This window comes from Sphingobium sp. (assembly GCF_035511395.1).
Taxonomy (GTDB): domain Bacteria; phylum Pseudomonadota; class Alphaproteobacteria; order Sphingomonadales; family Sphingomonadaceae; genus Sphingobium.
Genome location: NZ_DATKFP010000236.1, coordinates 1 through 23,570 on the forward strand (window position 1 = coordinate 1; position 23,570 = coordinate 23,570).

Annotated in this window: 26 protein-coding genes; 15 read left to right on the plus strand and 11 right to left on the minus strand. The window is 63.9% G+C overall.

Annotated features, from left to right (window positions below):
* The coding region (locus tag VMR39_RS16645; protein WP_325417114.1) for an Lrp/AsnC family transcriptional regulator at positions 1-324 on the minus strand (324 nt) is incomplete at its 3' end.
* A gap of 154 nt (positions 325-478) precedes the next feature.
* Here VMR39_RS16645 and ald point away from each other — a divergent pair.
* The 6 genes from ald to VMR39_RS16675 all read left to right on the plus strand — a co-directional run bounded on the left by ald (position 479) and on the right by VMR39_RS16675 (position 6,123).
* The gene (ald, locus tag VMR39_RS16650) at positions 479-1,594 is read left to right on the plus strand and encodes an alanine dehydrogenase (RefSeq protein ID WP_325417116.1); all 1,116 of its coding nucleotides are present in this window, start codon (positions 479-481) and stop codon (positions 1,592-1,594) included.
* Positions 1,595-1,939: 345 nt separating this feature from the next.
* Entirely contained in the window at positions 1,940-2,770 is an 831-nt protein-coding gene (locus VMR39_RS16655; RefSeq protein WP_325417118.1) for a sulfite exporter TauE/SafE family protein, read from the plus strand.
* 199 nt (positions 2,771-2,969) lie between these two features.
* Positions 2,970-3,683 carry a response regulator transcription factor gene (locus tag VMR39_RS16660; protein WP_325417120.1) on the plus strand — a complete coding sequence of 238 codons (714 nt, stop codon included), beginning with the start codon at positions 2,970-2,972 and terminating at the stop codon, positions 3,681-3,683.
* On the plus strand, positions 3,676-5,025 hold the full coding sequence (locus VMR39_RS16665; protein WP_325417122.1) for a HAMP domain-containing sensor histidine kinase: 1,350 nt from the start codon (positions 3,676-3,678) through the stop codon (positions 5,023-5,025). The genes VMR39_RS16660 and VMR39_RS16665 overlap by 8 nt, the downstream gene beginning before the upstream one ends.
* Positions 5,022-5,582 carry a hypothetical protein gene (locus tag VMR39_RS16670; RefSeq protein WP_325417124.1) on the plus strand — a complete coding sequence of 187 codons (561 nt, stop codon included), beginning with the start codon at positions 5,022-5,024 and terminating at the stop codon, positions 5,580-5,582. Before VMR39_RS16665 ends, VMR39_RS16670 begins: the two co-directional genes overlap by 4 nt.
* Positions 5,583-5,754: 172 nt before the next feature.
* Positions 5,755-6,123, plus strand: a complete 369-nt coding sequence (locus tag VMR39_RS16675) for a hypothetical protein (RefSeq protein WP_325417126.1) — start codon at positions 5,755-5,757, stop codon at positions 6,121-6,123.
* Between the two features lie 32 nt (positions 6,124-6,155).
* On the opposite strand, the gene VMR39_RS16680 is transcribed toward VMR39_RS16675, so the two are convergent.
* A complete protein-coding gene (locus VMR39_RS16680; RefSeq protein WP_325417128.1) occupies positions 6,156-7,358 on the minus strand; it encodes a phosphatidylserine/phosphatidylglycerophosphate/cardiolipin synthase family protein in 1,203 nt (400 codons plus the stop codon).
* 124 nt (positions 7,359-7,482) lie between these two features.
* On the opposite strand from VMR39_RS16680, the gene rpoZ reads away from it, so the two are divergent.
* On the plus strand, positions 7,483-7,827 hold the full coding sequence (rpoZ, locus tag VMR39_RS16685) for a DNA-directed RNA polymerase subunit omega (protein WP_325417130.1): 345 nt from the start codon (positions 7,483-7,485) through the stop codon (positions 7,825-7,827).
* A gap of 193 nt (positions 7,828-8,020) precedes the next feature.
* Here the strand turns inward: rpoZ and VMR39_RS16690 are convergent, their stop codons facing one another.
* Together VMR39_RS16690 and ung are read right to left on the minus strand one after the other, a co-directional pair.
* Positions 8,021-8,374: a glycine zipper 2TM domain-containing protein gene (locus VMR39_RS16690; protein ID WP_325417132.1), complete on the minus strand. Its 354-nt coding sequence runs from the start codon at positions 8,372-8,374 to the stop codon at positions 8,021-8,023.
* Between the two features lie 376 nt (positions 8,375-8,750).
* Complete coding sequence (ung, locus tag VMR39_RS16695; RefSeq protein ID WP_325417133.1) at positions 8,751-9,461, minus strand: uracil-DNA glycosylase; 711 nt, start codon at positions 9,459-9,461, stop codon at positions 8,751-8,753.
* Between the two features lie 52 nt (positions 9,462-9,513).
* On the opposite strand from ung, the gene VMR39_RS16700 reads away from it, so the two are divergent.
* Genes VMR39_RS16700 through VMR39_RS16710 form a run of 3 tightly spaced genes read left to right on the plus strand, consistent with a single transcriptional unit; the run spans position 9,514 to position 12,126 of the window.
* The gene (locus VMR39_RS16700) at positions 9,514-10,602 is read left to right on the plus strand and encodes a serine hydrolase (protein ID WP_414712539.1); all 1,089 of its coding nucleotides are present in this window, start codon (positions 9,514-9,516) and stop codon (positions 10,600-10,602) included.
* 46 nt (positions 10,603-10,648) lie between these two features.
* A complete protein-coding gene (locus tag VMR39_RS16705) occupies positions 10,649-11,014 on the plus strand; it encodes a DUF962 domain-containing protein (protein WP_325417135.1) in 366 nt (121 codons plus the stop codon).
* A gap of 44 nt (positions 11,015-11,058) precedes the next feature.
* Positions 11,059-12,126 carry a GNAT family N-acetyltransferase gene (locus VMR39_RS16710; protein ID WP_325417137.1) on the plus strand — a complete coding sequence of 356 codons (1,068 nt, stop codon included), beginning with the start codon at positions 11,059-11,061 and terminating at the stop codon, positions 12,124-12,126.
* Here VMR39_RS16710 and VMR39_RS16715 read toward each other — a convergent pair.
* Together VMR39_RS16715 and VMR39_RS16720 are read right to left on the minus strand one after the other, a co-directional pair.
* Positions 12,104-12,970, minus strand: a complete 867-nt coding sequence (locus VMR39_RS16715; RefSeq protein ID WP_325417139.1) for a cupin-like domain-containing protein — start codon at positions 12,968-12,970, stop codon at positions 12,104-12,106. The two genes, VMR39_RS16710 and VMR39_RS16715, sit on opposite strands and share 23 nt — an antisense overlap.
* Positions 12,967-14,097 (minus strand): GNAT family N-acetyltransferase, encoded by a 1,131-nt coding sequence (locus tag VMR39_RS16720; protein WP_325417141.1) that lies wholly within the window; start codon positions 14,095-14,097, stop codon positions 12,967-12,969. The genes VMR39_RS16715 and VMR39_RS16720 overlap by 4 nt, the downstream gene beginning before the upstream one ends.
* 146 nt (positions 14,098-14,243) lie before the next feature.
* Here VMR39_RS16720 and VMR39_RS16725 point away from each other — a divergent pair, with 146 nt between their 5' ends.
* From VMR39_RS16725 to VMR39_RS16740, 4 genes are all read left to right on the plus strand, one after another.
* The gene (locus VMR39_RS16725) at positions 14,244-15,245 is read left to right on the plus strand and encodes an NAD-dependent epimerase/dehydratase family protein (RefSeq protein WP_325417143.1); all 1,002 of its coding nucleotides are present in this window, start codon (positions 14,244-14,246) and stop codon (positions 15,243-15,245) included.
* A gap of 316 nt (positions 15,246-15,561) precedes the next feature.
* Positions 15,562-16,548 (plus strand): KpsF/GutQ family sugar-phosphate isomerase, encoded by a 987-nt coding sequence (locus VMR39_RS16730; RefSeq protein ID WP_414712541.1) that lies wholly within the window; start codon positions 15,562-15,564, stop codon positions 16,546-16,548.
* Complete coding sequence (kdsB, locus tag VMR39_RS16735) at positions 16,545-17,354, plus strand: 3-deoxy-manno-octulosonate cytidylyltransferase (protein WP_325417192.1); 810 nt, start codon at positions 16,545-16,547, stop codon at positions 17,352-17,354. The genes VMR39_RS16730 and kdsB overlap by 4 nt, the downstream gene beginning before the upstream one ends.
* Positions 17,355-17,359: 5 nt before the next feature.
* The gene (locus VMR39_RS16740; protein WP_325417147.1) at positions 17,360-17,944 is read left to right on the plus strand and encodes a histidine phosphatase family protein; all 585 of its coding nucleotides are present in this window, start codon (positions 17,360-17,362) and stop codon (positions 17,942-17,944) included.
* A gap of 3 nt (positions 17,945-17,947) precedes the next feature.
* On the opposite strand, the gene VMR39_RS16745 is transcribed toward VMR39_RS16740, so the two are convergent.
* Both VMR39_RS16745 and VMR39_RS16750 read right to left on the minus strand, forming a co-directional pair.
* Positions 17,948-18,994 carry an LD-carboxypeptidase gene (locus VMR39_RS16745; protein WP_325417149.1) on the minus strand — a complete coding sequence of 349 codons (1,047 nt, stop codon included), beginning with the start codon at positions 18,992-18,994 and terminating at the stop codon, positions 17,948-17,950.
* A 2-nt stretch (positions 18,995-18,996) separates the two neighbouring features.
* A complete protein-coding gene (locus VMR39_RS16750; RefSeq protein ID WP_325417151.1) occupies positions 18,997-19,440 on the minus strand; it encodes a cupin domain-containing protein in 444 nt (147 codons plus the stop codon).
* A 53-nt stretch (positions 19,441-19,493) separates the two neighbouring features.
* Here VMR39_RS16750 and dapE point away from each other — a divergent pair, with 53 nt between their 5' ends.
* Positions 19,494-20,639: a succinyl-diaminopimelate desuccinylase gene (gene dapE, locus VMR39_RS16755; RefSeq protein ID WP_325417153.1), complete on the plus strand. Its 1,146-nt coding sequence runs from the start codon at positions 19,494-19,496 to the stop codon at positions 20,637-20,639.
* A gap of 37 nt (positions 20,640-20,676) precedes the next feature.
* Here dapE and VMR39_RS16760 read toward each other — a convergent pair whose 3' ends face one another.
* From VMR39_RS16760 to VMR39_RS16770, 3 genes are all read right to left on the minus strand, one after another.
* Positions 20,677-21,735: a flagellar motor protein MotB gene (locus tag VMR39_RS16760; protein ID WP_325417155.1), complete on the minus strand. Its 1,059-nt coding sequence runs from the start codon at positions 21,733-21,735 to the stop codon at positions 20,677-20,679.
* Between the two features lie 3 nt (positions 21,736-21,738).
* Positions 21,739-22,602, minus strand: a complete 864-nt coding sequence (motA, locus tag VMR39_RS16765) for a flagellar motor stator protein MotA (protein ID WP_325417157.1) — start codon at positions 22,600-22,602, stop codon at positions 21,739-21,741.
* 120 nt (positions 22,603-22,722) lie between these two features.
* Entirely contained in the window at positions 22,723-23,568 is an 846-nt protein-coding gene (locus VMR39_RS16770; protein ID WP_325417159.1) for a flagellin, read from the minus strand.
* Positions 23,569-23,570: the final 2 nt, after the last annotated feature.

Consider the following 23,570-nt stretch of genomic DNA (forward strand, 5'->3'; position numbering starts at 1 on the left):
GACGCGGAGCAGATAGTCGGCCTGACCCGCCATCAGATGGCATTCCAATATCTCGGGAAAGTCGGCGACGGCCGCCTCGAACCGGTCCATCGCCTCATGACTCTGGCTGGTCAGCGAGATTTCGACGAAAGCGTGAAGGTCCAGGCCCAGCGCGACTGGGTCGAGCCGGGCGGCATAGCCGGCGATCACGCCTGCATCTTCCAGCGCCTTGACCCGGCGATGGCAGGCGGAGGCGGACAGGCCGATCAATTCGCTCAGTTCCTGCATCGATCGCTGCGAATCGGCCTGAAGCGCTTCCATGATCGCAACGTCGAACCGATCCATGCAATGAAATCCCGTTGATTGGATAAATTTCGGGATAACATCCTGTGTGCGGCTGTCAAAGCTCCAAAATCAGGGAACATTCGCTGCCTGGCTCGCGCTATCATCGGGGCATGGCAGCGTGATCCTGTTCACGCCTCGCTTCTGGAGAGACAAAATGATCGTCGGCACCGTCAAAGAGATCAAGAATCACGAATATCGCGTCGGCCTGACGCCCGAGAGCGTGCATGAGCTGACCGCCCATGGCCATCGCGTGCTGGTGGAAACCGGCGCGGGCGAGGGCATCGGCGCGAGCGATGCGCTTTACGAGAAGGCCGGCGCCGAGATCGTCGCCAGCGCCGCCGATATTTTCGGCGCCGCCGAGATGATCGTGAAGGTGAAGGAGCCGCAGGCCAGCGAGCGCGCCATGCTGCGCCCCGGCCAGATTCTCTACACCTATCTCCACCTCGCGCCCGATCCCGAGCAGACCCGCGACCTCATCGCCAGCGGCGCGACCTGCATCGCCTATGAAACCGTTACCGACGCGAACGGCGGCCTGCCGCTGCTCAAGCCCATGAGCCAGGTTGCCGGCCGCATGGCGATCCAGGCGGGCGCGACCGCGCTCGAAAAGGCGCATGGCGGCCGCGGCGTGCTGCTGGGCGGCGTGCCGGGCGTGCTGCCTGCCAAGGTCGTGGTGATCGGCGGCGGCGTCGTGGGCTTCAACGCGGCGCAGATGGCGGCGGGCCTCGGTGCCGACGTCACCATCCTCGATCGCAGCCCCGAAGTGCTGGAAAAGCTGGGCATGTATTTCGAGGCGCGGGCCAAGACCCGCTTCTCCAACCGCGCGAACCTTGCCGAATGCGTCGCCGAGGCGGACCTCGTGGTCGGCGCGGTGCTGATCCCCGGCGCGGCCGCGCCCAAGCTGGTCAACGCCGAAATGCTCAAGACCATGAAGAAGGGTGCAGTGCTGGTCGACGTCGCGATCGACCAGGGCGGCTGCTTCGAAACCAGTCATGCTACCACCCATGCCGAACCGACCTATATCGTCGACGGTGTCGTCCATTATTGCGTCGCCAACATGCCGGGCGCGGTCGCGCGCACCAGCACTTATGCGTTGAACAACGTGACTCTGCCCCATGCGCTGCGCATCGCCGAACTGGGCTGGAAGGAAGCGCTGCGCCGCGACCCACACCTGCGCGAAGGCCTCAACGTGTGGGACGGCAAGGTCACCTATCAGGCCGTCGCCGAGGATCTGGGCCTGCCTTACACCCCGGCGGAAGAAGCGATCGCCTGATCCGCATGTCTCCGGTTCCCGGCGCTCCGACAAGCGCCGGCTAAAAGCGGCGCCAGCCCTCCCTTGGGGCTGGCGCCCTTTATTTTTCCGCGCCATCCAGCCTCAATCCCCTCCAATGTTTCCCAACTGCATCTGACTTTGGGAGGATGACGGTGCGGGTTCCCGCCCCTCGTTCGTCTAGTCGGGCAGGGGGACATGACCACATGCCCCCCATGCAGCTTGATTCCGCCGAAGAGAGGCATGGTCTAACGTCATGGTCGATTTACCCACTTTCGCCGCCTTGATCCGCAAAGGCGAACGCAGCAACATGCGCGCTGGCCGCACTGGGCAGGAAGGGGCGCGCTGATGCACGGCGATATCATGACCTGGCTCGTTCCTCTCGTCGCCATGCTGGCCGCGGGCCTGCTTGCGGGTTTTGCAGCGGGGATCTTCGGGATCGGCGGTGGCTTCGTCGTCGTGCCGGCGCTGCTTGTCGTACTGCCGCTGCTGGGCGGGACCAAGGACGCCATCGCCCATGTCGCTATCGGCACGTCGGCCGCGACCATCATCGTCACTTCGATCCGGTCCCTCATGTCCCATGCCAAGCGCGGCGCGGTGGAGTTCGAGGTGCTAAAGACCTGGGCGCCCTGGATCATCCTGGGCTGTGGTGCGGGCGTGCTACTCGCCAGCCATGTCGATGGCACCACGCTCAAGATGATCTTCGGCGGCGGCGTCATCCTCATGTCGCTCAACTTCCTGCTGCCCAAGGTCAGCGGCAAGGTGTTGAGCGACACCATGCCGTCGGGCATCGTCCGCGTCGGCATCGCCGGCGGGCTCGGCACTTTCTCCTCGCTGCTGGGCATTGGCGGGGGGACCATCGCCATCATGGTGATGACGCTCTGCGGCCGCACCATTCACCGCGCCATCGCCACGGCGTCGGGCATCGGCACGCTGATCGCCATTCCGACCACGATCGGCTTCGCCATCATCGGTCTCAAGGAAGGCGGCCTGCCCTGGGGTTCGCTCGGTTACATCAATATTCCCGCAACCTTCGCGATCGCATCCATGTCGATGCTGACCGCGCCGCTGGGCGTCGCGGCCGCGCACAGCCTGCCCGCCGGCCCGCTCAAGAAGATCTTCGGCGTCTATCTGCTCCTCATCGGCGCCCTGATGCTACGCGCCGGCCTCAAGATGTGATTGTTGAGCGCGTCGCGTCATATTCGACGCGGCGCGCTCAACATTTTGTGGTCGCATCGCTTATGCGAAAAACCGGTCGCCACTTTTCGCGCGATGCTTCTATCCATCTGATTTAGCCAACTTTTGAGGACCGCCAGTGACGGGGCTAACAGCCTTTGTCACTGGCGGTTTTTGCCATTATGGCTAAGGCGGGGGAGCTATGGGGCAGTCCGATCAGATTTCCGTCTTGCTGGTGGAGGATGACGCGGCAGCGCGCTCCAACATCGCGAGCATATTGAGCGGCGCAGGCATGGCGGTGGAACAGGCGGAGGACGGCCCGACCGGCCTGCATCGCGCGGGCAGCGGCGGCCATGACGTGATCATTCTCGATCGTATGTTGCCCTATATGTCGGGCATCGACGTCGTCACGCGTATGCGTGTCGCCGGCGTGGGTGCGCCCGTGCTGATGCTCTCCGCTCTCGGCCGCAGCGAGCATCGGGTCGAGGGGCTGGAAAGCGGCGTAGACGATTATCTCGCCAAGCCCTTCGAGCCGGACGAACTGGTCGCCCGCGTCCGTGCGCTCTGGCGTCGCGCCAGCCAGCGGGGCAGCCATGACCCTGTCCTGCTGTTTGGCGATCTGGAATGCCATGTGAAGGCGCGCACCGCCTTCCGACAGGGACGGCATCTGCCTCTGTCGCCCAAGGAATTCGAGCTGTTCCGCTATCTGATGGACCATGCGGGCGAGGTGGTGACGCGCGAAATGCTGCTGCGCCACGTCTGGAAGCTGAGCTTCGATCCTCAGACCAACGTCGTCGACGTCAATGTCGGCCGCCTGCGCCGCAAGCTGGAGGAGGGGTTCGACAGCCCCGTCCTCGAAACCGTCTGGGGCACCGGCTATCGCCTGATCGCCTGGACCGGATCGGCGGGTGCCTAGGCCCGGCCTGTTTCGGTCGGTTTTCGGCCGGGTGACGCTCTCGGCGCTCCTGGTCAGCCTGCTCTCGACCCTCGCGCTCTATCTCGTCGTGCGGCAGATCGTCGACAATGACGGCCGGGCCATGCTCGCACGGGAGGTCGACACCGACCTTGCCGGCCTCGCCGACATCTATGTAAGCGGCGGCCATTCGGAATTGCAGGCGCGCATGGCGGATCGCTTCACCGTCCATCGCCAGGATGGCGAGCTGGTCTGGTATCTGCTGACCGACGCCAATGGCCGGCGCATTGCCGGCAATCTCGACCGCTGGCCCGCCATCGCGCCCGAAGTGTCGGAGTCGCGCTTCGTCGCCCTGCCCGGTGGCGAGCGGATGTTCGCGCGGGCGACGCGGCTTGGTCCCGAGGCGCGGCTGGTCGTCGGGCATAGCGACCATCGCGGTCGCGCCTTGCAAGCGCGATTGGCCATGGCCTTCGCCACAGCGGGCGCGCTGATCGCGATGTTCAGCCTGCTTGCCGGGCATTTTGCGGCCCGCCGCCTGCGCGAGCGGGTGGAGGCGGTCAACGCGACCTTCGCCGCCGTCCGCGCCGGCCATATCGAGGCGCGCGCGCTGGCGGTCGGAGACAGCGACGAACTGACCGAGCTCGCCATCAACACCAACGCCATGCTGGATCAGGTCGAGCGGCTGATTCAGGCGCAGCGCATCGTGTCGGACCAGACGGCGCATGAGATCCGCACGCCCCTGATGCATCTCGATACCCGCATCCTCAAGGCAATGGAGGTGACACAGGACGAGACGCTGCTGCGCACGCTCGACCAGTCGCGGGCGGAGATACGGGGCGTCGTCCGGCTGCTCGATTCGCTGCTCGACATTGCGGGCACGCAGGCGATGCGCGGCGACCTGCGTGGTCTGGCCGAAATCAGCCTCAGCGACATCGCCGAAAACCTCGCCGACCTCTATGGCGCGAGCGCGGAGGAGCTGGGCATCGGCTTCCATGCCCGGATCGCGCCCGGCGTCCTGTTCCGCGCCGATCCGATGCAGATGATGCGCCTCCTCTCGAACCTGCTCGACAACGGCTTCAAATATGTGCCGAGCGGCGGGAATGTGTCGCTGGAACTGTCGGCCGGGCCGCGCATCGTCGTCCAGGATGACGGTCCAGGTATCCCGCCCGCCGACCGGCGCCGTATTTTCGAGCGCTATGTGCGGCTCGAAGGCGCGCCAGACGGTGGCCATGGCCTTGGCCTTTCGCTTGCCTTGGCGATTGCGGAGCGGCATGAGCTTTCCCTTCATGTGGAGGATGCGGCGCCCGGTGCGCGCTTCGTCGTCCAGCCGGAGGAAGGCTCATGATCAGGCTGCTGCTGCCCGGACTGCTCTTCGCCGTTGCCCCCGGTGCCCCTGCGGCCGACCTGTTGCCCGACGATCCGGTTTTGCGCACCCTGATGCAGGGCGAAGCCGCCCAGGTCGGCGACAATCATGATGCGCTGCTCGACAATGCCGAATCGCTTCAGGCGCTGGGCGCCACGCCGGCCGAAGGGCAGGAGGATCTGGCTGCGCTCTGGACGAAGCAGGCCGTCGATGAGGGCGCAGCCCCGTCCGGTCTGGGTTTCCGGGGGCGCGCTCTCGGGCCGGCCTATCGCCGCGCATCCGTCGTGGCGGGCGGCAGTTTTAGCGTGCGCCAGCTTTTTCTGGGCGGACAGCGCGCCCAGATTCTGGTCGCGCCGTCTGGCAGCAGCCCGAATCTTTCCCTCCGCGTCGAGGGGGCGGATGGCGTGGCGCTGTGCAAGAAGCCGGTCGGCGGACCGCAGGTCGACTGCGCCTGGATGCCGATCTTCACCGATCGCTATAATATCGTGATCGAAAATGGCGGCTCGGCACCTGCGAGCTTCTATCTCGTGGTTCGCTGACGCAATCCTCTGAAATTGCGTAAATAAATCGCCGATCGCCGCCGATTTCCGCGCTCGACCCGTCGCTACATCTGCTCGCTTCGTCCATTCTGCACATATGTTCAGGCGCAAAAGGGCGGGGTGGGCGCGTTGTGCAGGTCATGGTTCAGATCAGCAAAGAGGAGAAGAACCCATGAATCGTTCAAAGCTTTTTGCCGCCGCCCTGCTTGGCCTGGCTCCCGCCGCAGCGCTGGCGCAAAGCCCCGAAGGCCCGGTCAGCTATGAGGAACAGCTGGCGCAGGTCGAGGACCAGCTTGTCTACAATGTCCCGATCGCGGGCGTGGAGAACAACTACTGGTTCAACTATCAGACCGACCTGGCCGAAGCGCGCAAGGAACTGACCAAGGATCTGCGTCATTCCTCGGATGCCGAGGATAATCGCGACGCCTGGGAGGAATATCGTGCCGAACTGGCCGATGCCCGTGGCGACTATGCCAAGGAAATGGCCGAAAAGGGCTATCCGGTCGGCGAAGTCCGCGTGCTGCCGGGTGCCGGTCGTTGATAAAATGCGGGGGCTTCGGCCCCCTTTTTTTGTCAGTCCGCGTCCGGATCGCGGAAGTTCAGCCGCCGCGTCACTGTATAGTCCAGCACACCGACCAGCAGATAGCTGATCCCCTGCTTTAACAGGGTCAGCCAGGTTCGGCTGGCACGATGCTGCTCAAGCGTGATGGCCCGACTCTGCGCGGCCTCGCTGGCGACAAAGGTGCGCACTGCCTTGGCGAAGCCCGTATCCTCGATCCGCAGCATCACTTCCAGATTGAGGAATAGGCTCCGCATGTCGAAATTGGCCGATCCGATGAAGACGGCATCGTCGATAACCAGCAGTTTCATGTGCAGCTTGCACGGCTGATATTCGTAAATCTCGACCCCGCGCCGCAACAGCGGGCCGTAGAGCAGTCGCGCGGCGGCGACCGTCGCACCGTTGTCCGACCTGGCCGGCAGGATGATCCGTGCGCCCTGTCGTCGGGCCGCGCGCGCGATCCGTTTCAACATGCCTCGTCCCGGCGAAAAATATGCCTCGATCATGTCGACCTGTCGAGCCTGCTCCAGATCATGTTTCACGACCTGTGCCCAGGGACTTAACCGCCGCGTCGGGCCGCCGATCAGCCAGCGGAAGGGATCGGCCCGGTCATGATGCAGCGCCGGGTGCCAGCTGCGCACCATGTGCCGCAATGTCCGAAACCGCTGCTTCTTCGTCGACACCCAGCGCCAGAGCTGCCCGTACCAGCGGGTCATAGCCTCGACCTGATCGCCCTCGATCATCAGGCCCAGGTCGCGCCAGCAATCCTCGGCTGGAATGCCGAAATAGCCATCCTCGACATTGAAGCCGCCCATCAGCAGCCGGACGTCGTCGGCAATCGCCATCTTCTGATGATTGCGGATCAGGTAGCGGGTGGATCGCCTTGTGCCGAACCGACCGAAATGCGCGCCAGCCTCCACCAGCGGGGCGAAGAAACTGTCTGGCGTATGGCTCGATCCGAAACCGTCGACCATCAGCGTCACCACCACGCCGCGTGCCCGCGCCGCGATCAGCGCATCGCGCACCAGCGTGCCGCTGCCATCCGCCGCGAAGATATAATAATAGAGTTTCAGGCTGTGATGCGCATGGTCGATCAGCGCGATCAATGCGTCGCGAAGCGCCGCGCCCTCGGTAATGAGGCGCAGCTTGTTGCTGCCCAATGTGACACGAATTTCCCCGGCATCGGAAGGGGAAGGGGCGGGCTTGACGGTCGCCATATCTGCTTCATGCCCCTTTTGGTTGCGCCATGCTACGGCTTTATGGCCTTTTCATTGACTCTGGCAAACGCCGCTGCTAGGCGCAGGGTTCACGACTTCCATTCGTTGTTTCAGGAGGCCCTATTTGGCCCGCGTTACCGTCGAAGATTGCGTCGACAAGATTACCAACCGTTTTGACCTCGTCCTGCTCGCCGCCCAGCGCGCGCGGGAGATTTCCGGTGGCGCCGAGCTGACGCTCGATCGCGACCGTGACAAGAATCCGGTCGTCGCCCTGCGCGAGATCGCCGAAGAAACGGTCATGCCCGACGAACTCCATGATTCGCTCGTCGCGTCGCTGCAGAAGGTGCAGATCGATGATGACGATACGCCGGACGAAATCGGCTCGATCGCCCAGTCGGCGGAGGCTCTGCGCCTGACCGCTGCTGCGCCGCCGCGCAACCAGAATATCGGCGGCGACTACGACGGCTGATCGCCTGACAGGTTTGGAGAGGGAATGAGGCCCGGCCCGCGCAAGCGGGACCGGGCCTCGACATTTTCCGGCCAGGGGACACCGGAAAAACTGGAACGGGATCAGACTAGCGGACTCGCTGTCCTGCATAGACCAGTCTCGCTCTGGGAAAGGGGGGGGCGACTTTGTCGGAAGCCACCCCGCGCTCCATGGATCAGCACTTGGAATTGCGGTCGATCGCCCGGCCAGCCAGCGCGCCTGCGCCCGCGCCGATGATGGTGCCCGGCGCACGGTCGCCCTGGGTGTCGACGGCGCGGCCCAGCAGGGCGCCCGCGACGCCGCCCACCAGCAGCCCGGTGGTGCCGCCTGATTTGCGGCAGCGATAGCCGCGGTCGTCACGATAGCCGCGACGGTCGGCATAATGGTGGTCGCGGCGGCCATGGTCGCCGCGATAATGGCGGTCGTGGCTCCAGCGACGATCGTCGCGAGCGAAGGACACAGACGGCACGACGGCGGTCAGCGTTGCGGCGGCGACGGCTGTGGCCAAAATGGCTTTGCGGATGTTCATCTCTATCTCCTCCAGACCCGAAATATCTGATTACAGACGGAGATATGGCAGGACTTCCTTGTTTCGATCCTGAACCGATCTGTTATCTGCCGTTCAGCTTGAGAAAGGCGGCCGCGTCCCGCCGCTTTTCAGAGGGCTTTTGATGTAGGATTTTTTCTGTTTCATCCTGTTAGATGAAGCCCGTAGCCATATCCGCGTTGTCTGGCATCGATTTGGCCGGTGTCGCGTCCGTGTCGCGCCGCGGTGACGCCGACGACGCATCACTGGCGCGTGGGTGTCGCATCCCCGTCGCGTTTTCGGCGCAAGACCGGTGCAATCGGGCAAAATTGCCCCACGACACTGTGAACTTCGGGCGCGCGCCTCGGGGACGCGCTTTCTACAGCATCGCCTGCTGGTCTGAGCCAATCGCGGGCAAGGCCCAGTCGATCGCTCCCCGCCCCTTGGCTTCCAGAAAGTCATTGGCCTTGGAAAAGGGCCGCGACCCCAGAAATCCGTTATGCGCGGACAGCGGGGACGGGTGGGCCGACCTGATCACCAGATGCCGGCTCTGATCGAAGAAACCTGCCTTGCGTTGGGCATAGGCACCCCAGAGCAGGAACACGACCGGCTCTTCCTTCTGCGCGACCAGCCGCACGATCGTATCGGTGAACGTCTCCCACCCTTTGCCCTGATGCGATGCGGCGCGGCCCATTTCGACCGTCAGCACGCTGTTCAGCAGCAGCACGCCCTGTTTCGCCCAATGCTCCAGAAAACCGTGGCGCGCCGGCGCGATGCCCAGATCCGCCTGCATTTCCTTGTAGATATTGACCAGCGACGGCGGCGTCCGCACGCCCGGCTGCACCGAAAAGCACAGGCCGTGCGCCTGTCCCTCGCCATGATAGGGATCCTGCCCCAGAATCACGGCCTTGACCTGATCCAGCGGGGTCAGGTCCAGCGCGCGGAAATATTCGCTGCCCTTGGGAAAAATGCGTTTTCCCGCCGCCTTTTCTTCCTGCAAGAAGCTCTTGAGCGCCTGCATGTGCGGGGCGGCGAATTGGTCGGCCAGCGGCGTGCGCCAGCTTTCGTGCAGCTTGATTATGTCGCTCATGTTGGCAGGTGATGGTCCGACCGGATCAGGACGTCAACCATGGAGGCTTGCCATGGCCGCCGCATTGCGCGAGGGAGGCGCCATGCCGCAATTGCCCCGTTCCTCTGCCTATCTGGCCGCGCTTGGTCTGTTCTTCACGCCGCTCCCCAGCGCAGACGCCTTCGGCCCGCCGCCCAAGCCGCTGGTACAGCAGACGGCGGAAGCGAAATTGCTGTCTGAGTTCGCACGTTTTGCGACCCTGTCCAACGGTACGGTCGGGATTGCGGTGCGCGACCTCCAGACCGGCGAGACGCAGAGCTTCAACGGCGACACGCTGTTTCCGATGGCCAGCGCCTACAAGGTCGCGGTGGCGGGGCGCATCTTCGCGCTGGTCGATGCGGACGAGCTGCGGCTGGACGACCAACTGGCGCTCGATCCCGCGCTGGCGAGCGAGGGCGGCATCGCCTGGATGTTCTCGCGCGCCGGCGCCAGCCTTTCGGTCGATCGGCTGCTCGAACTGATGCTCCAGAAGAGCGACAATAATGCGACCGACGTGCTGGTCGCGCGGGCAGGCGGACCGCAGGCGATCACCGCCTTCGTGACGAAGCTGGGTGTCACCGGCTTGCGCGTCGACAGCGATACCGCGCATCTTCTCTATCGCGCGATGGGCATCCATCCCGCCTCGGGTAGCTTCCGCCAGAATGCCGATGCCGCGCGTCGTGCCAATCCGCTGCTCGTCACCCGCGACATTCGCGACCTGCCCAATCTCGATTTCGCGATGGAGCCGGAGGACACGTCCACGCCCAAGGCGATGCTCGACCTCATGGCCGCCTATGAATCCGGCCGCGCTCTGTCCGCTGCCAGCACCCAGCGTTTCTTCACCATCATGGCGCATTGTGAGACGGGCAAGGCGCGGATCGTCGGCATGTTGCCGCCTGGCACCGCCGTCGCGCACAAGACCGGCTCTCTCAACGGCACGGGCAATGATGTCGGCATCGTCCGCTTGCCCGACGGCCGCCGCTTCGCTGTCGTCGCCTTCGTCATGAAGGACAGCAAGGGCCATATCTCGCGCGATCGCGTGATCGCCGAAGCCGCCCGCGCCGCCTATGATTATTTCCTCTATGCCCCCGAAAGGGCTCACGGCCTGACGCATAAGGCTTAACAGGTGCGACGGCGGTCGTTACGCTGACGGCGGAGAGAGGATGGCCGTGACCAGCATAACCCGCTTCCGCGACTTCTGGCCCTATTATCTGCAGGAACATGCGCGTCCCGGCACGCGTGCGCTGCATTATTTGGGCACGAGCCTGGTCATTGCGTTGGCAGCGGCGGTGCCGTTGACGGGGCATTGGTGGTTGGCCGCCGCGCTGCCGCTGGCGGGCTATGGCTTTGCCTGGGCCGCGCATGGCCTGGTCGAGAAAAACCGTCCTGCGACTTTTCGCTACCCGCTCTGGTCGCTGTGCGCCGACTTCGTCATGTGGCAGCGTTTCCTGACCGGCCACATGAAGCACGACCTTGCCAGGGCGGGTGTACTGCCGGATGGCACCGTCGATCCGGCCCGGCGGATTACCGCTTAAACCAACCGCTTGACCCCGCCCGGCGCTCTGCCACAAGGGGCGCCATGTCTCTAAGTGCGGCCTTTTCCCGACCCGATCGGACTGCTCTCGCCCGGCGCTGGCAGGAACTGGAGGCCCGGTCCGACGCCTCTTTCTTCCTCGGTTGGACCTGGGTCGGCGCCTGGCTCGACAGCTATGCGATCCAGCCCGAACTGCTGGCCGTCACCGACGAGGAAGGGCGGGATGTCGCGCTGGCCCTTTTCGGCCATAGGATGCAGCGTCGCCTGCTCGGTCCGGTCGCAACGCTCAGCCTCAACCAGTCAGGCGATCCCGTGGCCGATCGTCCCTATGTCGAATATAATGGCCTGCTCGCGGAAGCCGGCCGCGATGTGGAGGCATCTGTTGCCGTACTCGACGCCCTGGCCCGCCGCCGTGACTGGCGTGCGCTGCGTTTGAGCGGCATGGCGGCGGGTGCGCCATGGCTTGACCTGCGTGCGCGCCGCCGCACCTGTGTCGATGCATCGCCGGTCTACCAAGTCGATCTCGACGCCGTGCGAGCGGCGGGGTGCGATTATCTTTCGCTGCTCAGCGCCAATACGCGCAGCCAGATTCGCCGCGCGATCAAGGACCGGGGTGGAGCGCCCCCCGATATCACGACCGGCACGCTGGCGGAATTAGCGCCCTGGATCGAGGAAATGGCTGCGCTCAACCGGGGGCGACATGCCGACAATGCCTGGGACGACGCAGGTTTCCGTGGCTTCGTCGCGACCCTCGCTGCGCGCGGGCTGCCGACCGGCGAGGTGGAACTGCTGCGCTTCACCGATAACGACGAAGTGCTCGGCCTGCTCGTCAACTTCGTGCATCGCGGCGTGGCGATGAATTACCAGTCCGCCTTTGCGGAGCCGAGTGGAGCCAAGGACAAGCCGGGCCTGCTGTGTCATACCGCGGCGGTCGGTCATTATGCCGGGCGCGGTCTGGCACGCTACAGCTTCCTTGCCGGGAAGGACCGCTACAAACAGAGCCTCTCCACCTGCGAGGAGCGACTGGAATGGTGGGTGATCGAGCGTTTTACGCCCCGGCTGGAGGCTGAGGCATTGGTTCGCCGGCTGCTCAGGCGCCCAGTTTCCGCATGACGCGATAGAAGAAGCGGCGCAGACCCTGCTTCTCGGGCTGTGCGCTCACTGCTCCGGTCGGCAATCCACGCTTGCGCAGCAATGCATTGAAACTGTGCAACTCGCTTTCCGCCACCGACCGTTCGGATCGCCAGGTCACCGACAGGCTGACGGAGACCGCCGGACCGTTTTCCACGAAATGGGGCGCCTTCACAGGCACATGAACAGCCTCGCCCGGCACCAGCGGGAAGGCGCTGCCCCGCGCCTTGAACCCGTCCTGCCAGAGCAGATTGCGATGGCCGCCATTGTGGAACTCCTCGCTTTTCTGCGCCGGCACGAGTTCCTCGTCGCGCGCGGGAAAGACCGTCATGATCTTGGTTCCCATGATCTGGAGCAGGATATTATGCTCCGGGTCCATGTGAAACGGAGTGACGCTGTCGGGGGAGGAGAGGAAGATGAACGCTTCCCGGTGAAGCATCGGCCCGGTCTGCGTGTCGACGATCGGCTCCAGTTCGGCAAGCGCCGTGTCGAGCAGGATGGCATAAACCGGATCGCGCTCGACATTCTTGAGTACGGCCCAGCTGCCATTGCTCTCGATCGTGCGGATCGTCTCACCCAGCGACAGCCCGTTGGATGGCGTATCTTCTGGCCGGACGCCCAGCGGCAGCTTGCCCAGATTATATTCGACCGAAGTCGCAGGCATCCGTTCCGCCAGTTCCGCCAGGGCATCGAGCGTCAGAAGTGCATGGCCTGTCAGCCTGTGGGTCAGCTTGATCGGCTGGTCGGGATAGGCGGCGGCGAAGGTCGCCCGTGCGCTGTCGGGGAAGGTGGCGGCTGGAGCCGCCGCGATGCTATGGGCGGTCATCCCTGTCCTTTCAGAATCTGCGCAATAGCCTCTGCCCCGTTGGCGAAGGCGAAGGCCGCGCCACGTTGCAGCCGTGCCGCGCCAGTGCCGCGCAGGGCGATGCGATATTGTACGATGGTACGCCGTTCGGCCCACAGGCCGTCGATCATCGGATGGTCGGCGGCCGCGCAACTGTCCATCCAGCCGATGGCGGCATCGCCCTGAACGGCGTGGAGGTTGGCGATCTCGATCAGCACGCCGGGGGAAAAGCGACCCAGCGTCTCGTCGATGGCGATCTTGAAGGAGAAAGCGCCTTCGCAATGGCGGAAATTGACCAGCATCGCTATCGCACGGCCGTCCAGATCGATACGCAGCATGTGGAGCCGCCCGGCAGCGCAGGCTGCGGCGCAGGCGGCGCGGAAAAAAGCGGCATGTTCAGGCTTGCAGGCAAGCGCTGTGCCTTGCTGGCCCTTCCATCCCGAAGCTTCTAGCGTCAGGAACTCGCTGCACCACTCGGCCAGTTCGGCCGGATCGGCCAGCAACCGCTGCTCAATCGTGCCCAGTTCAGCCAACCGCTTCTGCAAGCGCCGCAATTCCTTGCGCTTCTTTGACCGGACATGGGTTTCCCAATAGGTGTTTGCGGCCAAGTCCGACCGCAGCATCGCCCGGTCGTGGCGATGGATTTCGCGCCAGCCGCGCCGCTGTTCGACGCACAGTGCTTCGATCGTGGCGGCATTGGCGCCCGCCGCATCGATTCCGTCCAGATGCAGGAAACCGCGCGCCCAGGGCGCCGCATCCAGTTGCACCATGAAATCGCGCCACGCCGCCAATTCCGCCCCTTCGCGGATGAGGGGCGCGCCGAAGAAACAATGGTCGTGCATCCAGTTGGACACGCAGCCAATGGGCAAGCGGCCGTGACGCGGCCGGACAACGACTGGCAATAGGCCGATCAGGCCATCATCCGTCCGCGCCTCGATCAGCCGCACATCCCCGCCCGCCGCCAGGTGGTTTAGCGCCGCGTCAAGCATGTCCGGCGCGTAGAAGGGATTGGCTTCGGCGGCATGGTCGGCGAGCGCCGTCCATCGTTCGCGCTGAGCAGAAAGCGGCGCGTCGAGGCAGGGCGGCGATGGATGGAGAGCCATGTCCATGCGCTTTCCCATAGAGGGGAAAGATTAGGGAAAGCCTAAACAAGAAGGGCTGGAAATGGCGCATTCGGGCGATAAAGCCCGCCGGGGGTTTACATCGGCCGTCGCTTCGGCAGAGACGAAGCACGGCATCCTGAGGAGAAAGAGGCATGACGATTCTGGTGACCGGCGCTGCGGGCTTCATCGGCATGCATGTTGCCGATCGACTGATGGCGCAGGGGCATGCTGTGGTCGGGATCGACAATCTCAACGACTATTACCCGGTGTCGCTCAAGCGTGCGCGGCTCGACGCACTCCATCAGGCACATGGCAGGCTCTTTACTTTCCACGAACTGGACTTCGCCGACATGGGCGCGGTGCAGGAGGCGCTGCACGATCAGGTGATCGAGTCGATCGTGCATCTGGGGGCGCAGGCCGGTGTTCGCTATTCGCTGATCAACCCCCACGCCTATGTGCGCTCCAACCTTGCCGGGCATGTGAACATGCTGGAACTGGCGAGGGAGCGGCGTGTCCGCCATCTGGTTTATGCGTCCTCCTCATCGGTCTATGGTGGCAATGACAGTTTGCCATTCCGGGTGGAGGATCGGACCGACCATCCCGTCTCTCTCTATGCAGCCACCAAGCGCGCCGACGAACTGATGAGCGAAACCTATGCCCATCTCTTCCGGATCCCGATGACGGGCCTGCGCTTCTTTACCGTATATGGCCCGTGGGGACGACCCGACATGGCCATGTGGATATTCACGTCGAAAATCCTGGCGGGCGAGCCGATCCCCGTCTTCAACCATGGCCGGATGCAGCGTGACTTCACCTATATCGACGACATAGTGAGCGGCATTCTGGGTTGCCTCGACCATCCGCCGGCCGACGATGGAGCCATCAAGGCGGGTGGCAGCCGTGCGCCGCACCGACTCTACAATATCGGTAACAACCGCCCAGAGGAACTGATGCATCTGATTGGCGTGCTCGAGGATGCCATCGGAAAGAAGGCGGAGATCGACTTTCAACCGATGCAGCCGGGTGACGTGCATGCGACCTTCGCTGACATCAGCGCGATCGTGCAGGATATTGGTTTTGCACCGACGACGGCAATCGAGTCGGGGGTGCCACGTTTCGTAGATTGGTATCGTGCCTATCATGCCAAAGGTTAAGTGTCGGGTGCATGCACGAATAGTGAAAAGGTTCCGCCGCTTGCCGCTGCCGAACCTCCTTTAATCTTGTTTCGTATACGGAATGATATGATAATCTTGCTTGCTTGCCCGTTCGCACTTGCAAAATTGATTGCCATAAGTGCCTGAGACAGCGTAGACCGTCGCTATGCCTTGGCATTGGTGCCGGCAGGGGGTCGCGGAACGAGGAAAGACAGCACGCCGAAAGGGTGGCTGTCGCCGTTCGTGATTGTGAGTTGGGGCTCGCAGCGCAAACGGAAAAAAGGGCAAGCGAGTGTCGACATCTGCATCCAAGATCGTGCCTTTCGGTTCAGGCGGACGTATTGTCGAAACCGCCTGCCGCAGTCTCGCCATAGCTGCCAATGGGCTGCACGCTTTGGAAGCCCGCTTCAGCGAGCGCGACTTCGCTGCAAATTTCCTTCGGCTCGTGGGCGTGATGATGAATGTCCGGGGACGCGTGATCGTGACCGGCATGGGCAAGAGTGGCATCGTTGCACGCAAGATGACCGCTACGCTCACCTCGACCGGTACGCCAGCCATCTTCCTGCATCCCGCCGACGCTGGCCATGGCGATTTGGGCATGGTGACGCCAGATGACGTGGTGTTGATGCTGTCTCATTCGGGCGAATCAACCGAGTTGGGCCCAATCATTCAATATTGTAAGCGCTTTGCCATTCCCTTGTTGGCGATGACCGCACGGGCAAGGAGTACAGCTGCTCAGGCCGCCGATATTTGCATTCTGATGCCAGACGTGCCCGAAGCCTGCCCGAATGCGCTGGCACCGACCACGTCGACCACGATGCAGATGGCGTTCGGCGATGCATTGGCGGTGTCGCTCATGGAAATGCGTGGCTTTTCTGCCGACGATTTCTACAAGTTTCACCCCAATGGCCGTTTGGGTGCGCAATTGCTCAAGGTGCGCGAACTGATGGCGACGGGAGACAATGTGCCCTCGGTGCGTGAGGACGCCTCGCTGCTGGATGCCACCATTGAAATGACGCGTGGTCGTTTGGGCGGGACTGCGATCATCGATCACGGCGGGCGGCTGATCGGCGCCTTTACCGATGGCGACCTGCGCCGCACCGTGACAGGCAAGCAGAATTTGACGGAATCCGTAGGTCGCTTCATGACCAAGACGCCGCAGTCGGTCGGTCCGGATGAACTGGCATCCGAAGCGCTGCATATGATGCACGAACGCAATATCATGCTGCTGTTCGTCTGCGAAAATGAGCGGCTGAAGGGCGCGCTGCATATGCACGACCTGCTGCACGCCGGGGTTGCCTGACTCATCTCGTCGTCATTCCCGCGCGCGCAGGTTCGACCCGCTTGCCGCGCAAGCCGCTACGCCTGATCGCGGGGCGCACGCTGTTGCATCGGACGATCGCGATGGCGCGGGCAGCTATCGCCGATCGTGCTAGCATCACCTTGGTTGTCGCAACCGATGACGCGGATATCGCCGATCATGCGCAGGCCGTTGGCTGTCTGGCGGTCATGACTGACAGCGGCATTTCTACCGGATCGGGCCGCGCGCTGTCGGCCGCCCTCGCCATGCCGGAAGCGCCGCGGTTCGTCGTCAACCTCCAGGGCGATTCGCCTTTTCAGCCGGAAGGCGCGCTTGGTGCCGTCATCGCCGCATTGGAGCAGGGGGCGAAGGTCGCCACGCCGGTGATCGCACTCGACTGGCCGGCGCTTGACGCATTGCGTGACCACAAGACACGTTCGCCTTTCAGCGGTACCACCTGCGCCCGTGCATCCGATGGCGAGGCGCTCTGGTTCTCCAAGGCGATCATCCCGGCGATCCGCAACGAGGAGAAACTGCGCGCTATCGGAACGCGCTCGCCAGTCTGGCGCCATGTCGGCCTCTATGGCTACGCGCTGGACGCACTGCGCCGGTTCGAAGCCTGCCCGCCGACCGCGCTGGAGGCGCTCGAAGGACTGGAACAGTTGCGTCTACTGGAACTGGGCATTCCCATCATGACCGTTGCGGTGGATCCGCCGCGCTTCGACAGTTCGGGGATCGACACCGAAGCCGACATAGTCCGTGTCGAACGGCTGATCGCCGAGCATGGCGACCCCACGCCCGCGCTCTGACGACCATGCGCCGCATCTTCGTCATTCGCCACGGGAACACGTTCGCCAGCGGCGAGGAGCCCCGCCGGATCGGATCGCGCACCGACATTCCGCTGGTCGAAAGCGGCGTTGCGCAGGCTGCCGTGCTGGGCGAATGGTTCGCCGGGCTGGACATCCATGTCGAGCGCCTGCTGTCCAGCCCGTTGCAGCGCGCGCGGGAAACGGCGGGAGAGATTGCCACCGCCACGGGCCATGGACTGGACGGCGCGCGCGACTGGCTGGGCGAGATCGATCACGGTCCTGATGAAGGACTGTCCGAGGGCGAGGTACTGGCCCGGATCGGCGCCGCCGCGTTGACCCGATGGGAGGAACAGGGTGTCGCACCCGATGGCTGGATAGTCGACGCCGACATGCGTCTTGCTGCCTGGCGCGCCTTCTTTGCCGAGCCGGGCGATGGCGTAGACCTGCTCGTCACCAGCAATGGTGCCGCCCGCTTCGCCCTGCTTGCGTTGGGTCTGCCCCCGCGCAAGCTGCGCACGGGGGCGTTCGGCGAATTTGCCGTCGAAGCAGGCGGCTCGGTAAGGCTGGTCCGCTGGGACGAACGGCCCTGACCGTCAGCTGACGGCCGGTTCCAGCAGCCGGATCGTCCCGGCCGTCGCATCCATTTCCGCCTGCACGCCGACCGGCAGGCTATATTGATCGGCGACATGGCCGAACTGTCCACCCTGAAAGGCGGGAATGCCGAGTGGCTCCAGATGCTGTTGCAGCACTTCGGACAGGGTGAAGCCGCCGAAACTGGGGCCGCCCGGACCGCAATCCGTACACTGACCAAAGGCCACGCCCTTGAGCTTGCCGAGCAGGCCCGCCAGCTTCATCTGCGTCAGCATCCGGTCGATCCGATAGGGCTGCTCGCCGATATCCTCGATGAAGAGGATCGCACCGGTGAAGTCAGGCATCCAGGGCGTACCCATCAGTGCGGCCAGCACGGTCAGGTTCCCGCCCAGCAGCCGCCCACGCGCGACGCCGGAGCGGAAGGTGCGAATGCGGCCGACACGTTGCGCCAGACGATCCTCATGCCCCTCCGGGTTGGTAAATGTCGGCGTGCCGCCGTCAAAGGCGACGGCACGGAACGCGTCCCAGCTATATGTTCCCCATTTGCTCGACGCGACGGGACCGTGGATGGTGGTAAAGCCTGCCTTTGCGGCAAAGGCCATGTGCAGCGCGGTGATATCGGAATAGCCGATCAGCAGCTTGGGATTTTTACGGATAGTGTCGAAATCCAGCAGCGGCAGGATGCGCGCGCAGCCCCAGCCGCCCCGCACCGCGAACACGGCGCGCACTTCGGGATCGGCATACATGGCGTTTACGTCGGCGGCGCGATCCGCATCCTTGCCCGCCAGATAGCCAAAACGTCCGGCCAGATGCGGCGCATCCTTCGGGATCAGCCCCATCGCGCGGATCGTGTCCCTGACCAGATCGAGATCGAACGCGTCGTCGGTGAAACCCGCCGGCTCGATCAGCCCGACCGTGTCACCCTGCCGCAGCCGCGGCGGCCGGACGAGGCCCGGTGTGGCTGCCCCGACCGGCATCCTTGCTGCCGCCAGAACCGCGCCCATGCCCGCAATTCCCGAACGCATCATGGCGCGGCGATCCATCTTCATCGTCAATAGCTGCTCCCATCCTTGTGGCGGTAGGCTCCGCCCGACCATAGAAGGTCTATATCGGGATAATGGCAATCCCCCGTCGGCGGACGACCGAAAACGACGAATACGCAATCGTCTCCGCTTTGGTTCAGCAGATGATGGCCATTGGGGTCGCCCTTCGGAAAGGCTGCCATGTCGCCGCAATGGAGCAGGGTGCGTGCCCCATCTTCGACCAGCACGGCTTCGCCTGCCAGCATGACGACGAACTCGTCCTCATCCTCATGCCAATGCCGGTGGGAGGAGGCCGCGCCGGGCTTCAGGACGACATGGCTCACTCCGAAATCGGACAGGCCGCTCGGCGGTCCCAGCCGCCGGTACCATCGCTGCTTCACAATAGCCGCATGTCCAGCCGGATAGCCGGTGCGGTTGGTCTGTTCGATGCTTTCAAGCTCGATCCTGGGCATGGCCCTCTCTCCTGCCGCTGGCCAATAGGGCCGGCATTCGCTAACGCGAGGCCATGAGCATAACCAGCCCCAATTCCGACGTCGTGGCCCTGGCCCAGCGCCTGCTGGCCTGCCCATCCGTAACACCTGCCACCGGCGAAGTATTTATGGCTTTGGAGGCAATGCTGGTGCCGTTGGGCTTTACCGTCGATCGCTTCGTTACCGGAGAGGCACCCGACGGCCCGGTCGAAAATCTGCTTGCCTGGCGCACGACCGGGGCCGGCCCGCATTTCGCCTTTGCCGGACATCTGGACGTGGTGCCGCCGGGGCCGGGCTGGGCCAGCGATCCCTTCGCGCCGGAAATTCGCGGCGACCTGCTCTATGGCCGGGGGGCGGTGGACATGAAGGGATCGATCGCGGCCTTCGTCGCGGCGCTGTCCGACCTGCCCGATGATCTGCCCGGCACGATCAGCCTGATCATCACCGGCGACGAGGAAGGTCCGGCGACCTATGGCACGCTGGCGCTGATGGAACGGATGGCGGCGCGCGACCTGCGCCCCGACCTCTGCCTGGTGGGCGAGCCGACATCGTCCAAGCGGCTGGGCGATGTGGTGAAGATCGGCCGGCGCGGGTCGGTCAACATGTGGATCAGCGTCGCGGGCAGCCAGGGCCATGTCGCCTATCCGCATCTGGCGGACAATCCGATCCCCCGGCTGGTGCGCATCCTGTCGGCGATCGAGGCGGAGATACTGGACGAGGGCACCGACTGGTTCCAGCCCAGCAATATCGAGATCACCGATCTGGAAGTCGGCAATCCGGCGCATAATGTCATACCCGGCAAGGCGACGGCACGCATTTCGATCCGCTTCAACGATCAGCATAGCGGCGCGTCGCTGATCGCACGGATCAAGGCGATAGCCGCGACCGAAGGCGGCACGGTGGAAGCGCGGATCAGCGGCGAGTCCTTCCTGACCCAGCCGGGTGCATTGTCAGAGCTGGTCAGCCGCGCCATCCGCGACGTCACCGGGGTGGAAACCGAACTGTCGACCACCGGTGGCACGTCCGACGCGCGTTTCCTCTCGCGCCTTTGTCCGGTAGTGGAGTTCGGTCTTAACAACGCGACCATGCACAAGTTGGACGAGGCGGTGGCGGTGCAGGATCTGTGCGACCTGACCCGCATCTATGCGCTGGTGGTGGAGCGGGTACTGGCGAAGGCCTGACGCCCGCTCCTCCGGTCAAGGCGTGGGCGTTTGCCCGTCAATGCTTGCCCGGCTTGCTCGATGTGCCCGGTGCGGTCGGGTTCACCAGTTCCGCTCCCGTTGGCAGGCCGGTGCCGCCCATGTCGATCTTGCGGGCCTGTTCGCGGGCGACCGTCATCGGATCGTCGCGCTTGGCGATAGCGGCCTTGGTTTCCTCGTCCATGCCGGCTTCGTCGTCCGCGGCGTCGCTGCCGCCGCCACGGCTCCAGCCCAGGATGATCGACATGCGCCGGTTACGCGGGTCGTAGGCATCCCCCTTGATAAAGGGTTCACGGTCCGCGACGCCCTCGATCCGGGCGAAGCGCTCGTTGCGGATGCCATTTTCCGCCAGAACCTGCCGGGTCGCTTCCGCGCGTCCGGAAGACAGGCGCCAATTGTTCATCGACCGACCCGACGCATAGGGCAGGGCGTCGGTATGGCCGCGCACGATCAGCGGATTGGGCATGGCATCCACGACCTTCGCGACTTCGCCGATCAGCGTGCGGGCCTGCGGCACCAACTGGTCGGTGCCCATGGAGAACATCGCGAAATCGGCCTCGTCGATCAGCTCGATGCGCAGCCCTTCGCGCGTTTCGGTGAAGCGGACATTCTTGCGCAGCTTGCCTAGCCCTTTGCGCATCATGCGCTCTTCCAGGCTTTTCTTGATCGACTCGAATTTCTGCCGGTCGGCGGCGCGCATCGCCTTGCCGCCTTGATCCTTGGTGCCGGACGCGTCGCGCGGGATGGTGATCGCCAGATTGCCCTGACCGCCCGTGGTCGGATAATTTTCCTTCGCCATCAGGCTGTCGCCGCCGAACAGGCCGGTCGAACCGGCCGAATTCATCTTCAGTTCGACCAGAGTGGGCGTGAAATAGTCGGCAAGACCCTTGCGCTGCTTTTCGGTGGTCGCACCCAGCAGCCACATCAGCAGGAAGAAGGCCATCATCGCCGTCACGAAGTCGGCATAGGCGACCTTCCAGGCGCCGCCATGATGGCCGCCATGTCCTTCGACGATGATTTTCTTGACGATGATCGGCCGGGGCTCCGGCTCGTTTCCGCCGCGCTTCTTCTCTGCCATGGCTTATTTGCCCCGCATGCCGTCGAACACTTCGGCGAAGGCCGGCTGGTTCGCATGGGTCAGGCTGGAACGGGCGGCCTCGATCACCAGAGGCTGGGGGTGGCCGTGCAGCGACGCGATGATGATCTGCTTGACGACATGATACATGGCGCCGTCGGCCTCGATCACCGCGCGGCAGCGGTTGGCGAAGGGGTTGACCATGCCATAGGCGAGCAACACGCCGAGGAAGGTACCGACCAGCGCCGAACCGATCATCGCACCCAGCACCGACGGTGGCTGATCGATCGAACCCATGGTCTTCACCACGCCCAGAACCGCTGCAACGATACCCAGAGCAGGCAGCGCGTCGGCCAGGCCCTGCAGGTTGTCGGCGGGCTTCAGCGCCTCATGATGATGCGTCTTGAGAGAATTATCCATGACTTCCTCGACCGCGTGCGGATCGAGCGTGCCGGATGAAATGACGACCAGGCGCAACGTGTCGCTGATCAGGTGGATCAGCGTCTTGTCCTTCATCAGCTTGGGATATTCTGAAAAAATGGTCGAGCTGCCCGGATCCTCGATATGGGGCTCCAGCGCCACCGGGCCTTCGACGCGCAGCGTCTTCATCAGCTTGCTGACCAGAAAGATGCAGTCGAGAAAGTCCTGTTTCTTGTACTGCGGTCCCTTGAACACCTTGGCAAGGCCGCCGCCCAGCGCCTTGAGGTCGGCGCCCGAATTGCCGATGATCAGCGCGCCGACGGCCGCCCCGCCGATGATGAGCATTTCGTGGGGAAGCGCATGAAGCACCGGGCCGATGTCGCCGCCGGTGATGATGAAGCCGCCGAAAACCATGCCCAAAAGCACGACAAGGCCGATGATTGCAAACATGATGGTCCCCGAAAATATGCCCGGAGGCGGTGGCTCCGTCAGCGCCTCCAGACGCCAGTCCCTTTCTGGTTAATACGGATTGGTTAGCATCCGCTTTAGGACTGGAGCCGGCTTTTTCCCTTATTTGATAAGGTCGAACAGGGTCTGCTGGTTGATGCGCGCAAAGGCCGACTGGGCGGCTTCGAGTTGAAGCAGCTGCGCCTTCACATTGGCGATCACTTCCTGGAGATCGGTTGATTCCAGATCCGCGCGGCGCTCGGTCAGGTTGAGGTCGACATTGGTCAGACGCTCGCCGATCGTTTCCAGCCGGTCGCCCCGGACGCCCTGCTTGGTCTGTTCGACCGTGATGTGCGTCTGGGCGGCCTTCACCCCGTCCAGCGATGCGGCGATTGCGGCGTCGTCGCCATTTTGCAGCGCGTCGATGCTCTGCCCCAATATATCATCGATAGACATGGGCGTGCCGTTGACGTCGATGCCTTCCGATACGTCTTGCTTCGTACCTACCACGGCTAGGTTCAGGCCACGGCTGACGGGCACGAGCACGCTTTGCTGGTCGTCGAAGACCGAGACGCCCTGATAATCCTTCTGGTTCAGCAATTCGTTGATCGTCGTGCGGATCGTCGTCATTTCCTCGACATAGGCGGCGCGGCTGCTGTCGTTCAGCGATCCGTTGCGGGCCGCCGTCACCAGTTCCTGCGCGCGGGTCAGGAGGTTGTCGATTTCCTTGAGATTGGCTTCGGCATTGCCCGACCGGGTGGTGCCATAGCTGACATTGGCCTGCCAGGCGGCCTGCTGCGCCTGCGCGCGGCCGACATCCGACACCTGCACCCAGGCGAGGGCGTTGTCCGACGGCTTGTTCAGCGTGATGCCGGTCGAGATGGCGGTCTGACCGTCGATGATGTCCTGAGACAATTTCTGCTGCCGGCGGATCTCGGCGAGCATGATCTTGTTGGTGATGCCTACCATGG